Genomic DNA, 13,747 nt, shown 5'->3' on the forward strand with positions numbered 1-13,747 from the left:
AGTCATATGAAGGTAGTACTTGTCTACGATTCAGTGTTCGGAAATACTAGCAAAATAGCGCATGCGATATACGGCGCGCTAGGGAAAACCGCCAAAATCATTAAGGCCTGGGAGTTTCAGCCTGCCATGATTCAATCGGCTGATTTGGTCGTGATGGGGTCGCCAATCAATGTCTGGCGGCCAACCAAAAATATGCTTGAAGTTTTTGTTAAGCTCAAAGGCGTTGATTTGTCCGGCATCGCGGTAGCGACCTTTGATTCTCGATATGATAAATGGTGGGCGGGGACTGCCTGTACTCGAATCGCTCACGAATTGCAAAGTCATGGCGCTGAATTAATTGCCAAGCCTGAACATTTCATCGTACTGGGGCACGAAGGCCCTTTGCGTAATGGTGAAGAGGAACGAGCGAAGGCTTGGGGCGCGAGTCTGATCCAAAAAGTTTCCACGCGCACACCTCGTGCGTAACAGTTTCATGGAAGAGTCGGGGATGCCTTGCCAAGAGGCGTTTTTTAGGTTAGAGTAGGAGTTACCGTATGACACCGGACGAGAAGAAAAACCAACGAATGGCATTCCCAGAAATTGAAGAACGAATCCTGAAATTTTGGGAAAAGGAAAAAATATTTGAACAGAGTCTTGCCCAAACGAAAGCGGGTAAGCCGTTTGTTTTCTTTGAGGGGCCACCGACGGCCAATGGCCGCCCGGGCATTCATCATGTCTTGGCCCGCGCCTACAAAGACGTGGTGCTCCGGTACAAAACCATGCAGGGATTTTTTGTGGAGCGGAAGGCTGGTTGGGATACCCATGGCTTACCGGTTGAATTGCAAGTAGAAAAGCAATTGGGCATTTCGGGCAAACCCGATATTGAAAAATTTGGCATCGCGGAATTTAATCAGAAATGCAAAGAATCAGTGTGGCAGTATAAAGAAGAATGGGAGCGCCTGACCAAGCGCATGGGTTTTTGGCTGGATCTCGAGCATCCCTATGTCACCTACGAACCGGCGTATGTAGAGAGCCTCTGGTGGGTGATCAAGCAGATTTGGGATAAGGACTTATTATATCGCGGCCACAAAGTCGTGCCGCATTGTCCGCGTTGTGGCACGGCACTTTCCTCGCATGAAGTAGCCCAGGGGTACAAAGACGTCACTGACACGTCAGTATTTGTAAAGTTTAAAGTCGTTGATCAGGACGATACTTATATCGTTTCTTGGACCACGACACCCTGGACGTTGCCGGGCAATGTGGCGCTGGCCGTAGGGAAGGATATTGATTACGTCAAAGTAAAAATAGACGGAAGCTTTTATTATTGTGCGGCAGGGGTGGTTGACCGTTTAGGCAGCACTTATAAAGTAGTTGAAGAATTAAAGGGTGCCGCGTTGGTTGGGTTGCACTATGAACCGTTATTTGCCATCAACGAATTACAATCACCAACGTCGTATCAGGTGTATGCGGCCGATTTTGTAAATACGGAAGAGGGCACCGGCGTGGTTCATACCGCAGTAATGTATGGCGAGGATGACTATCGCTTAGGCGAATCCATTGGATTGCCAAAATTCCACACCGTGGATGAGCAGGGTAAATTTACCACAGCGGTGCCCGAATTCGCCGGGAAGTTTGTAAAGTCGGCAACGACGGAGCGGGCGATTATTGCATCTTTGTCTGAGCGCGAGTTATTACTCCGTGAAGAACCCTATAAACATTCTTACCCATTCTGCTGGCGTTGTGATACGCCATTATTATATTATGCAAAAGATTCGTGGTTTATCGCCATGACGAAATTGAAAGAGCAATTGATCGCGAATAATAAAACGATTAACTGGGTACCGTCTCATTTACAGCAAGGAAGATTTGGTGAATGGTTGAACGAGGTGAAAGACTGGGCGTTTTCTCGCGAACGGTATTGGGGAACGCCATTGCCGATTTGGCGCTCCGCGGACGATCAATATCTGTGTATCGGCTCATTTGCAGAATTGAAACAGTACGCGCAAAAGCAAGAATTAGTTGGCGAGGCATTCGATCCGCACCGGCCGTTTGTAGATGATATTGTATTAGTGAAAGATGGTAGGGAATATCACCGGGTGCCGGAAGTGATTGATGTGTGGTTTGATTCGGGCGCCATGCCGTTTGCCCAGTGGCATTATCCGTTTGAGAATGCGGAGCGGATTGATACCGGTGTTAGTTTCCCGGCTGACTATATTTCCGAAGCAGTTGACCAAACCCGCGGCTGGTTCTACACCTTGCTGGCCGTTTCCACGTTGATCGGTAAATCAGCGCCGTATCAAAACGTCGTTTGTCTCGGGCATATTTTGGATGACAAGGGGCAGAAGATGTCGAAGTCAAAAGGCAACGTCGTGGACCCATTTGTTATGATGGACACCTACGGCGTGGATGCAGTGCGGTGGTTTCTCTTTACGGTGAATCAGCCGGGCGAGGCAAAATTATTCGTTGAACAGCAGGTACATGAGGTGGTGAAGAAAAATTGGATGATTCTATCCAATGTCGTTTCTTTTTGGAAACTGTATGCCGGTGAAGTGCGGAGCGAACCAGAGCGCCCCCAGGTCTCGCATGTGCTGGACCAGTGGGCATTAGCACGACTGGATAGCGTGGTCGCATTTGTCACCCAGAAATTTGATGTCTATGCGATTACTGAAGCCACCCGCGCCATCACCGACTATATCCAAGACCTGTCGACTTGGTATGTGCGTCGCTCTCGTGGTCGGATGAAACAGGCGTCGGTGGATAAAGATCAGGCGCTGCAGACGTTGCAATATTCTTTAGTTACCTTGAGTAAGGTATTGGCACCCGCCGCGCCATTCTTTGCCGAATGGATGTATCAGGAGACGACAGGGGCGAAGCAAAAAAGCGTGCATCTGGCCACTTGGCCGGCCGCTCACGCAGTTGATGCAGAACTTTTGAAAAAGATGCAGCAGGTGCGGGCAGTGGTTGAATTGGGCCACAGTTTACGCAAAACAAAAGAAATAAAAGTTCGGCAGCCATTGTCTCAATTAGTCATTCCCGAGCTGGCTTTGGATGCAGATTTATTGACCATTATCCAGGAAGAGCTGAATGTGGTCAGCGTTGTTCCCGCCAAAAAAATGCCAACCGGCGTTGAATTTGTGGCGAGCAGCGAGGGATCGATGCAGGTGGCGCTTGATATTACTATTACTGATGAATTGAAACAACAGGGTATCGTCCGCGAAATTGTGCGGCACCTCAATGCTCTGCGCAAAGATGCCGGCCTGACCATTACTGACCACATCACGGTCTATTATGAAATCGGCAGTGAAGAGCTAGAGGGGATTGTCAAGCATTTTAGAGATGTCATTTGCCGGGAAGTGGTGGCGGATCATTGCTTGAAAGACATTCCAGAAAATGTTGATCTGAAGAAAGTACTTGACCTCGGGGGCACTAAATTACTTTTTGGCATCAAAAAACTTTAACGCTGGCTATGGGTATGTACCAGCTGACCGGCATCATCCTCCGGCATCAGGATGTTCGCGAGGTTGATCGTTTGGTGACCATTTATTCTCAGGAACAGGGAATGGCGACGCTCCGGGCACGGGGTGTGCGAAAAATTTCGAGTAAATTAGCGGGCAGTTTGGAGCCGTTACAGGCAGCGGTACTCACCGCAGTTACTGGTGCTACATTTGACACGATCACTGGAGCAGAAATTCAATCTACCTTTCCTAGCATTCACTTAGACCCGCGCCGGAAAGCGGTAGCTTGGTTTTGTGCTGCGCTGGTGGCGACGGTCAGCCATGAACGGCAGCGCGATACTCGGGTTTATCAATTGCTTGAGCAAACATTTGTAGCGCTCGAAACACATGATGGCCCAGCCCTCTATCAATTATTGCGTTGGCATTTTTCATGGCGCTTATTGGTGTTGTTGGGGCACGCCCCAGAATTACGCAATTGCATGGTGTGTCATCAGGCGATGTCGGCAGATGATACAATGTTTTCTGTCAAACGTGGGGGACTCGTTCATCTGCGGTGCCGCGGCGTTGACGCGTCGGCACGCCCAATTACCACGACAACAATTAAGCTTATTCGTGAATTGTGTAATGAGGATATGAAACGCGTTCGACGGCTGCGTTATCCGGCTTCGATTGCTCGGGAATCGGACACGCTCATTGACACTTTTCTTAGTTATATTTTTGAGCGAGACATATCCTTTGGCGCATTTGGGACTTTGGTCTAATGTTTGGTATACTATGAGTGTATGGCACGGAAACAAAAATCACCAACTACTGGCGTACCGACCGAAATAACGACTGATGATCAGGAGGCGTTTTCTAAGGATGAACTAGCGTCACTGGAGTCGGTTCGGCCCGCATCCAATTCGATATCGCAATCACGAGTGATTAAGGTTGAAGAAGAAGCGGAGCCGGCCACGCCTAAGTCAAGCCGAAAAAAAATATCCGAAGCAGCACAGCAGTTTTCCGATTTATATCGGCGCGGCATAGGGGGTACACCGTCGACGCATTTTGACCGAACAGTACCAGGCCGCCGTAAAAAAATCATTATCGCCGTTATCTGCGGTTTGTTGGTAATCTGCGGTGCAGTCGCCGCCGGGTTCTATTTTTTTGTGAATCGAGAGGCTCAATTTGCCAATGAATCAATCTCTGTTCGATTTGAAGATGAACCGGTGATTACTTCCGGCTCTTCGTCGACGCTCATCATTATCGTGGAGAATAATGAATCAGTTGCCGTGCAGGATGTTGAATTAACCCTACAGCTGCCCGACTCATTTACTTTTGAGTCCTCAATTCCCCAAGCGGAAAACGAAGCGCATAATGCTTGGCAGCTTGGCACCATTGAACCGGGAAAGCAGAAACGTTTGAGCCTAACGGGAATGTTTTTGGGTGAAACTGGCAGTGCCATTACTTTTCCAACAATTCTTAGCTATACGCCATCGAATTTTAGCTCAGTTTTCCAAACCCAGACGACGCTCCAGACGACCATCAGCGGTTCGGTGCTTGAACTTGATCTGGAGAGCCCACCAAAAAGCATTGCGGGTCGCGATGATCTGTATACATTAACACTGACTAATACCGCTGATCATCCTATTGCCCAGGTGGAAATCTCGGTCACCGCCCCCAATGACATGACGGTGAGCAATGTGAGTCCCGACCCACGGACTGAGGGTAAGCTGATCTGGGCAATCGCAGAAATCAAGGCGGGTGAAGAAATGCAATTCTCCTGGTCAGGTCGCATGGATGCAGCGCAGGGCACCAGTGGTGAAATACTGGCACAAGCTGGATATACCGATAGCGCAGGTGTATATGTGCCACAGGCGGAAATTACCGCGTTGGTATTTGTGATTAATCCGCAATTATTAGTAACCGTGCAGCAGAATGATAGCATCAATGGTGAGCCGCGCGGGTTTGGTGAGCCAGTGGCGTATACGATCATGCTCGAGAATGGGAGTGATAGTATTATTGAAAATGTGATTGTCGATTTTAAACTTGTGGGAGCGGTCATCAATTGGGATGGCCTCATTGATCCGTTTGCTGGCCATCTCACTGACGGGACATTGACGTGGGACTCGACCACCGTGCCAGCGCTGAAGTCGCTAGCGCCCAATGATACAGCGGAAATCTCAATGACCGTACCGGTGAGCAATACTTTTACCCCATCCTCCGCAGACGATGGTAATTTTACGATTACGGCTACCGCGACCGCGCACTCGTCAGATGTTCGGGATTTGGAGGGTGAAACGCTGTCAGTGACGAGTGAGCCCTTAGTGACTAAGATAACGAGTGCTGTTACCTTGCGCAGCGAAGGGAGATATTATAATGACGAATATATTCCAGTTGGGTCTGGTCCATATCCTCCGGAAGTCGGCACGGCAACGACTTATCGAGTGTACTGGTATTTGCAGAATACGACCAATGAAGTTCAGCAGGTGACCGTAAGTGCAACATTGCCACAGGGAGTCGTTTGGGCGTTCCAGAGTTCAGCCACGGCGGGGAGTGTCAGCTATGATGCCGAAACCCGAGTAGTCACCTGGTCAATCAACCGATTGCCGAGGCACGTTGGTCAATTTATTCCCGAACTTGAAGCGTCATTTGCCCTGAGCATGACGCCTGCCGTGAGCGATGTCGGCGATGTCTTGGTACTGCTCAATGCCACGACGGTCAGCGGCACTGACGCATTTACTGAAAGTGAAATAGCCAAAACAAGCGCGCCGATCACGAGTGCGCTTCCGACTGATCCTGTCGCGGCAGGTGATGGAGCCGTCATCATGCCCAAGCCGACCAATAGCAACAGCAATACTAATTCGAACAGCAACCTTAATACGAACGCGAGTTAGGCTCGCGGAGTATCAGGTGGAGAATGATGCTGAGAGCCGCAAAGAATGCCGCCCCTCCGAGGAGATAGGTGGCGATCATGGTTATTGTTTGACCGGAACTGATCAGTAAAAGTGCTACGGCGATGCTTTCAAGCGTCATTTTTATTTTTCCGGCGTTATTGGCTCCTAACCTTGGTTTCCGCTGCGTAAATCGTTGTACCAGCGGGCTGATCACGATTGCTAAAATCACTAATCCTAATTCCAGACCGACCAGGGTGTAGATGATGGCGTCAGCGACTCTGTCGAGTGCCACAATAAAAAAGACGGTAATAATAAGTATCTTATCAGCGGCCGGGTCAAATAATTTTCCTGTGGTTGTTTCGTGTCCACGCTGCCGGGCGACCACGCCGTCCAATACATCAGTCACTAATGCGACACCAAACACAATCAGCGTGCTGACGATATAGCCTCGGGTGTATAGCCAGTATATCGGGATTACCAATATGATACGGAGTATCGTAATGCCATTCGGTGTGACCCAGCGGGGGAGGCGCTGTGCCGTTCCGGCGAGAAGCGCATCTTTACGCTGATGGAGTTTGCCGAGCAATGTATGATTTATCGAGTCAGCGCGCATAGTGTATACTACTACTGTACCGGTTATTCTACCGGGTGTCTATGGTTACACACTATCGAGTTATTACTACCAGCAAAAAATCATCTGCCCGCACTGGGCAACTTCGCACCGCTCACGGAACGGTGACGACTCCGGCCTTTATGCCCATCGCTACCCGTGGAGCAGTCAAGACATTGTCAGCTGAGGATATGCAGTATGTCCAGTCTGACATACTTTTGTCGAATACATATCATTTGTGGCAGCGTCCAGGATTGCGTGTTATTAAGAAATTTGGTGGGCTTCATGACTTTATGCAGTGGCCGGGCCCCATCCTGACAGACTCTGGCGGTTATCAAGTATTTTCATTATCACAACGGCGCACCATCACTGAACGCGGGGTGAAATTTGTTTCGGAAATGGATGGTCAGACACTTTTTTTGACTCCTGAAAAAGCCATTGATATTCAACATACTTTGGGTTCAGACATTATCATGGTGCTCGATGAGTGCCCGCCGTATCCGACGACCGCCAGCTACGCAGAGACGTCTATGGAATTGACTACCCGCTGGGCGGCTCGTGCGATTACCCAGTACAAGAAAAAAAAGATTCGGAACCAATTGCTTTTTGGCATTGTGCAGGGCGCGACATTCCCTGAATTGCGTCAGCGGCATGCTCAAGAGTTACGCCAGTTGCCGTTTCATGGGTATGCGGTGGGTGGTTTGGCAGTGGGTGAGCCTGAAGAAACCATGTATTCCATGTTAGACGCGACGGTGCCGTATTTGCCCACGGAAAAGCCGCGCTATTTGATGGGTGCGGGCAAGCCTGAGCAAATCATAGAGGCAGTGCGGCGGGGGATCGACATGTTTGACTGTGTAATTCCGACGCGCAATGCTCGGCATGGCCTATTGTATGTTTGGCGCACGACGTCATTGAAAGGAAAATTTTATGACGTGGTGCATATTAAGCGAGCCCAATACCAAAACGACACAACTCCGATTGACCGTTTGAGTTCTGTGACAACTTCAAAAAAATATTCTCGTGCCTATTTACGCCATTTATTTATGATGGGAGATCCACTGGCGTTGCGGCTGGCGTCTTTGCAAAATGTGGGTTTTTATTTGGAATTGATGCGGCGATTGAGGGTAGGCATTAAAGGTGGTACACTGTAAGCGTATGCATGATTTCTTCAAGCCGACAAAAGCAAAAATAATATTAGCGTTATTGATTCCGCTCTATATCGGATATGTAGTGGAAGTTACTAGCGTAACCGTGTCTGGGGCAACCTTTGATTTGACACGCGAATCCTGGCATATCACCGCTTTGCCTTACGCGGCGCTCATTTTTGGCGCTCTCGGCGTGATCGTCGGCCGGGAAAATTATTTTAGTGAATTGCAGAATTACTCGTTCATGCAGGGGGTTTGGTATTTCATACTTGAGGCTGTGTTACCGCTGTTGATTACGTATTTGTTGAGTTGCGGCATTATGTATGTCTATCGCCGATTTTTTCCAAGCAAAAAACCCGTTCCAATTCCAAATCAAAAAGACCTCGAACTGTAATTTATTATCAACGAAAGTATCTACAACGCGCGAGCGTTGTTTTATTGTCAGCTTTCTGGTACAATACTCCTACTAAAAAAGTAAATGAAACAAAGATGATTTCAATTCGAAAAGCGAACTGTGATGACGGGCAAACCGTATCTCAATTACTGCATTCTCGGTATTCCTTCTCGACCGAAGATGAAGCCGCAGCAGTTTTTACTCATGAATGTGAGTATCAGCATTATCGCATTGCTGAGGTGGATGGCAAGCCGGTAGGCTTAATCAGCTGGCGGCCGCAGGGAACTGAACGGCATGGGGTGGTGGAATTAACTCGGATCGCTGTTGCCCCTGACGTTGAAGACCGCGCTTTTGTCAAAGAATTATTATTTGATCAAATGATTGCCGAAGCAGATTATTATTATAAACAGCACGGAAAACATCTGCGCAAAGTTTTTTCAATGATTCATGCGGACAATAAAGATGTCAAGGAATTTTTCCAGAATAAAGGTATGCACCAGGAAGCAATTTTGCGCAATCACTTCCATCGCGGCACTGACGAATTGGTGTATTCGATATTTCTAGCCGCTTAATATTTTTTTACATGCGAACACGCTTAGCGCTCTTCATCGCTACGGGATTCGGCAGTGGGTATCTGCCTATTGGGCCAGGGAGTTGGGGTTCGTTCATGATGGCAGTCGCCGCCTGGTGGTTACTGGGACTTCCCTGGTGGCTGTACGGCACTATCATGGTGGGTATTTTTATTATCGGTCTATGGGCAAGTCAGATCGCCGATCCGTTATTACCCCACGTGAAAGGCGGGACGCATGATAGTACACATATAGTGATCGATGAATGGGTGGGTATGCTTATTACGTTTATCCCCTTATTTTGGTATGACGTAACGTTATTGCACCTTACCATGGGCTTTTTGATTTTCCGCATTTTTGACACGTTGAAATTCGGATTGGCTCGGTGGGCCGATCGATGGGGAAGCTCGTGGGGGGTCATGGTTGATGACGTTTTTGCGGGCATGCATGCTGCGCTTGTTTTTTGGGCAGCCTTGTTAATTATGTATTAAGCGATTGGGACGTTTTTGATCAGGCGGCGCCAGGGTAATTTGTTTTTTGTTACTTTACAAATACCTAAAAAAATGGTACTCTGAGTATAGAAAAATAAAAATTCACTATGTCCCAAAACATCATTTTCGCCACGCTGAAGTACATAGCGATTGAGATCCTGTGGGACATTCTCTATTTTCCGATCTGGTGGTATTCAAAAGGATTGGTACGGGCGATTACCCGAGCGACTGAAAGCGCCACATTTCACCTGCAACGACGGGTGGCTTTGGGTATCTGGCTGCGCAGCATGTTTAAACCGATGTATGGCGACGCAACAAAAGAGGGGCGCATCATCAGCATCGTATTTCGTATTATCATTTTAGGTTGGAAGATTATTATCGCCGGGTTATGGATTATCCTGCTTTTTTTAGGCGTGGCACTTTGGGTAGCCTTGCCGATCATAATTGGCTATTACATTTTCTTTCAGGTAACCGATATTACTTTTTTCAGATTTGATCTATAGCTATGCCGAAATCTCGAGGACAAAGTTTCGTCATACTTGAAGGGGAGCCGAATACCCCCGCCTTTATTGATACCTATCCGGTTTTTGCCTGGCTCGAGGGACACGCGTTGTATTGGAAAAAGAAATTAGATACTCTGCATATTTTTGAAGAAGCGCTCGAGCGCTCGGTCAAAGGGCTGATCAACGGCTTTTTACTCCTTTTTGGATTATTGGGTTTGGGCGCACTCGGTGTGACGATTTATGCGGTGCTGCAGGAGGGGGGGCAGATCGGGGATGTCTTTTTACGGAAAAATGGGTTAATGGGCATCTTTGCGATAAGCTTGTTATCTGACTTGTACGCTTATTATCGGATGTCACGCGAATCATTGCTTGATCGCTCGGTCATGGGGCGTTCATTTGACCCTATTTTGACCGATGAAAATCCCGTAGTTATTCTTGAGCGTTTGCAGGCCGATCGCGCGACAGACTGGATTGACGTCTCGCAATGTTTGACGCCAAATAGCCAGCGCCACGTGGAAGACGCTTGGCAATTAGCACGCAAATTGCGTCACGCGTATGTCGTGCCGCTGCATCTGACTGCGTCACTTCTGAATCATACGGATACCAAAGTTGTGTTAGGCCGACTCGGCGTAGATGGCAAAGCTCTGGTAGAGCGCATTTCTCGCGGTTTGGGTAGAATACCGGTGGGCGATGGACGCGTCGCTATTGGCAGTACATTTCTCCAGGTTGTGTTACGTTCGTATGCTGAGGCATACTATGATCGCCGATCGCGTATTGATGTGGCACAATTACTGACTGCGCTGATTCAGATGGATGCTCAGACGCAGGAGATTTTTTATGATTTGGAAATAGAACAGCAAGATATAATTAATGCCGTAGAGTGGATCAATATTCAGCATCGTCTAGCTGAGCGTTGGAGTTCTCAGCGCATGAAAGCTGCCTATAAATCAAAGGGCGTGATGAATAAATCTATGACCGCTCAGGCCACGCCGCTCCTCGATCGCTTTTCGTCTGATTTAACTCAGCTGGCTCGGCGCGGCGTCTTGCCTCCAACGATTGGCCGGGATCGTGAGCTGGATGAAGTGCTACGCATTATCGAAGGGGGCAAGAATGTTATCCTAGCGGGCAATCCCGGTGTAGGGAAGACAAGCATTGTTGAGGGTATTGCTGAAATGATGGCGACTGAAGAGGTTCCGGAAGTGTTGCAGGACCGGCGATTTGTGAGCTTATCAGTCGCTTCATTAGTTGGAGCGGCTGGCCGTCAGGGCGAGCTCGAAGCATTATTTCTCCAAATCATAAATGAAGTGGTACGCTCCGGTAATATTGTTATGTTTATTGATAACATCCAGAACATGGTGGGCGTATCTACTCAAGGTGCAGAGAATATGGATATTGCGGCCATGCTGGCTAATGCATTATCTAAGCGATTATTTTTCTGCATTGCCACCACCACGACCCAGGATTACCGTCGCTACATCGAGGGATCCAGCTCATTGACTTCTGTATTCCAGAAAGTCCAAGTACTTGAGCCGGATACGAATGGTGCGATTCAAATTTTGCAGGGCAAAGCATCTGGCATTGAAGCAAAGAATGAAATATTTTTCTCCTATCAATCAATCCGCAAAACAGTCGAATTTTCTGAGCGATATATTCACGATCGGTATTTACCGGAAAAAGCAATTGCATTGCTTGAGGAGATTGGTGTATATGTGCGCAAGAAGCGTGGCAAAAATTCCATTGTGACTACCGAAGATGTCGCAGAAATAGTTTCGAATAAAACAAATGTACCGGTAACCAAACTGACTCAACAAGAGACGGAAAAATTATTAAACATGGAACAATTAATCCACGAGCGCATGGTTGACCAAGAGGAAGCGGTGTCGGCGGTGGCTACTGCCCTGCGTCGGGCTCGCGCTGAATTGCGCGATTTGAATCGGCCGATCGTCAATCTCTTGTTCCTGGGGCCGACTGGTGTGGGTAAAACCGAACTGGCCAAAACAGTAGCTGATATTTATTTCGGAGCCGAGGAAAATATGATCCGCTTGGATATGTCCGAATACCAAGAGCAAGCCTCAATTAATCGGTTAATTGGAGCGCCCCCAGGATACAGCGGCGGTGGCCAAGGCGGATTCCTCACTGAAGCAGTGCGCGCCCAGCCATTCTCACTGGTACTCCTGGATGAAATCGAAAAAGCCCATCCGGATATTCTCAATGTATTCCTCCAAGTGATGGACGATGGTCGATTGACTGACACCCTTGGTCGTACGATTGATTTCACGAACACCATCATCATTGCTACATCGAATGCCGGTTCGCAGTTAATTCAAGATCGTATTCGGGAGAAGGCGACGCTGGAGGGTATCCGCGATGAGTTGATTAACCAAGCGCTCAAGCCGTACTTCCGGCCAGAGTTCCTTAACCGTTTTGACAACATCGTCGTCTTCAAGCCGTTGGCCATGGAGGATATTATTCAAATCGTCGATCTGATGTTGAAACAGGTGGCCAAGCGATTAGCGCTCAAGGGAATTCGACTGGAGGCAAGCGCCGCAGCCAAAGAAGAATTAGCCCGCGAAGGATTTGATCCGGTGTTTGGTGCCCGTCCTTTACGCCGTGCCATTCAAGACAAAGTGGATAATGCGTTAGCCACCTATTTATTGCAAGGCCGCTTGAGCCGTCGCGACGTGGCCGTGCTTGAGGTGGGCGGTCGTATTTCAGTGAGACAAGCAGAAGCGTTATAAAATAATTATATACCCATGACTACGTACAGCCATCCGGGCGTATTGCCTGATGAAAAAATAAAACAGAAGCGTGCCCGCTTGCAGACGAATAAGGGCACTATTGTATTCGAATTGTTTGCGGATGATGCGCCCGCGACCGTGAGCAACTTCGTCTATCTGACGGAGGCGGACTACTACAATGGCGTGACGTTTCATCGGGTGGTGCCGGGTTTTGTCATCCAGGGCGGCGATCCGACGGGTACTGGCGCCGGTGGTCCGGGATATCGATTTCCCGATGAGCCGGTGCGGCGGGAATATGATGAAGGCATTGTGGCCATGGCCAATGCAGGACCGGATACCAATGGCTCGCAATTTTTTATTATGTTAGCTGATAATAATAGCTTGCCAAAAGCGTATACCATCTTTGGCAAGGTGATTGAGGGCATGGATGTCGTCAAACGCATTGTTGCTGGGGACGTGATGGAACACGTGCGGATAGAATCTGGGGAATAAAAAAAATCGCCTCAATCGGCGGTTGTCGTTAGACCAGAGCTCGCGATGCTTATGAAGCTACTTCTTGGGTTTGGTTGATGACAAATGATACCAGTGCCCAGGATAGCAAAATGACCACCAGCCCGATTACCGCGGCGCGGAGGATTTCTTTTGCTTTGCGGACTTTTTCTTCATTGCCGGCAGACGTCATCCACATCACCCCGCCAATCAGCACCATAATAACCGCGACCAACCCTAATACCCCGAGTGCCCATTGGATGACATTAACCGTGATTGTTTGCGGGTCTTCGTCAGGCAACTTGGTTGCTTGCTTGATTTTCCCTTCGGGATCAAATTGCACGCCATAAAAGGTCTGCGCCCAGGCGGTTTTGACCGTGGTCGCCAGTAGCGTGAGAGTGCCGAGGGAAATGAGAGCAATGCGTTTCATAGGCATAGTATAGCTTGGTTTTTAAGGTATTGTCAACGAATATCACATTGCCAAAAAGGTTCAGAAAC

The 13,747-nt window shown here is 48.5% G+C and carries 13 protein-coding genes; 11 read left to right on the forward strand and 2 right to left on the reverse strand.

Annotated features, from left to right (window positions below):
- The first annotated feature begins 6 nt into the window (after positions 1 to 6).
- From HZC01_03800 to HZC01_03815, 4 genes are all read left to right on the forward strand, one after another.
- Positions 7 to 465: a flavodoxin domain-containing protein gene (locus HZC01_03800; protein MBI5037795.1), complete on the forward strand. Its 459-nt coding sequence runs from the start codon at positions 7 to 9 to the stop codon at positions 463 to 465.
- 68 nt (positions 466 to 533) lie between these two features.
- Complete coding sequence (locus tag HZC01_03805; protein ID MBI5037796.1) at positions 534 to 3,437, forward strand: isoleucine--tRNA ligase; 2,904 nt, start codon at positions 534 to 536, stop codon at positions 3,435 to 3,437.
- Positions 3,438 to 3,445: 8 nt separating this feature from the next.
- Entirely contained in the window at positions 3,446 to 4,195 is a 750-nt protein-coding gene (recO, locus tag HZC01_03810; GenBank protein ID MBI5037797.1) for a DNA repair protein RecO, read from the forward strand.
- Positions 4,196 to 4,216: 21 nt separating this feature from the next.
- Positions 4,217 to 6,310, forward strand: a complete 2,094-nt coding sequence (locus tag HZC01_03815) for a hypothetical protein (protein ID MBI5037798.1) — start codon at positions 4,217 to 4,219, stop codon at positions 6,308 to 6,310.
- On the opposite strand, the gene HZC01_03820 is transcribed toward HZC01_03815, so the two are convergent.
- The gene (locus tag HZC01_03820; protein MBI5037799.1) at positions 6,291 to 6,923 is read right to left on the reverse strand and encodes a CDP-alcohol phosphatidyltransferase family protein; all 633 of its coding nucleotides are present in this window, start codon (positions 6,921 to 6,923) and stop codon (positions 6,291 to 6,293) included. The two genes, HZC01_03815 and HZC01_03820, sit on opposite strands and share 20 nt — an antisense overlap.
- 41 nt (positions 6,924 to 6,964) lie before the next feature.
- On the opposite strand from HZC01_03820, the gene tgt reads away from it, so the two are divergent.
- From tgt to HZC01_03855, 7 genes are all read left to right on the forward strand, one after another.
- Positions 6,965 to 8,071, forward strand: coding sequence for a tRNA guanosine(34) transglycosylase Tgt (gene tgt, locus HZC01_03825; GenBank protein ID MBI5037800.1), 1,107 nt, complete (start codon positions 6,965 to 6,967; stop codon positions 8,069 to 8,071).
- 4 nt (positions 8,072 to 8,075) lie between these two features.
- The gene (locus tag HZC01_03830) at positions 8,076 to 8,459 is read left to right on the forward strand and encodes a hypothetical protein (GenBank protein MBI5037801.1); all 384 of its coding nucleotides are present in this window, start codon (positions 8,076 to 8,078) and stop codon (positions 8,457 to 8,459) included.
- Positions 8,460 to 8,554: 95 nt separating this feature from the next.
- Entirely contained in the window at positions 8,555 to 9,031 is a 477-nt protein-coding gene (locus tag HZC01_03835; protein ID MBI5037802.1) for a GNAT family N-acetyltransferase, read from the forward strand.
- 11 nt (positions 9,032 to 9,042) lie between these two features.
- Positions 9,043 to 9,519: a phosphatidylglycerophosphatase A gene (locus HZC01_03840; protein ID MBI5037803.1), complete on the forward strand. Its 477-nt coding sequence runs from the start codon at positions 9,043 to 9,045 to the stop codon at positions 9,517 to 9,519.
- A gap of 107 nt (positions 9,520 to 9,626) precedes the next feature.
- Entirely contained in the window at positions 9,627 to 10,022 is a 396-nt protein-coding gene (locus HZC01_03845; GenBank protein ID MBI5037804.1) for a hypothetical protein, read from the forward strand.
- Positions 10,023 to 10,024: 2 nt separating this feature from the next.
- On the forward strand, positions 10,025 to 12,760 hold the full coding sequence (locus HZC01_03850) for an ATP-dependent Clp protease ATP-binding subunit (protein MBI5037805.1): 2,736 nt from the start codon (positions 10,025 to 10,027) through the stop codon (positions 12,758 to 12,760).
- A gap of 15 nt (positions 12,761 to 12,775) precedes the next feature.
- Positions 12,776 to 13,252 carry a peptidylprolyl isomerase gene (locus HZC01_03855; protein ID MBI5037806.1) on the forward strand — a complete coding sequence of 159 codons (477 nt, stop codon included), beginning with the start codon at positions 12,776 to 12,778 and terminating at the stop codon, positions 13,250 to 13,252.
- A gap of 49 nt (positions 13,253 to 13,301) precedes the next feature.
- Here the strand turns inward: HZC01_03855 and HZC01_03860 are convergent, their stop codons facing one another.
- Positions 13,302 to 13,679: a hypothetical protein gene (locus tag HZC01_03860; protein MBI5037807.1), complete on the reverse strand. Its 378-nt coding sequence runs from the start codon at positions 13,677 to 13,679 to the stop codon at positions 13,302 to 13,304.
- Between the last annotated feature and the right edge of the window lie 68 nt (positions 13,680 to 13,747).

The sequence above is a fragment of the Candidatus Kerfeldbacteria bacterium genome, assembly GCA_016214565.1.
In the GTDB taxonomy this organism is placed as follows: Bacteria; Patescibacteriota; Patescibacteriia; order UBA10025; family JAHIVO01; genus JAXDBW01.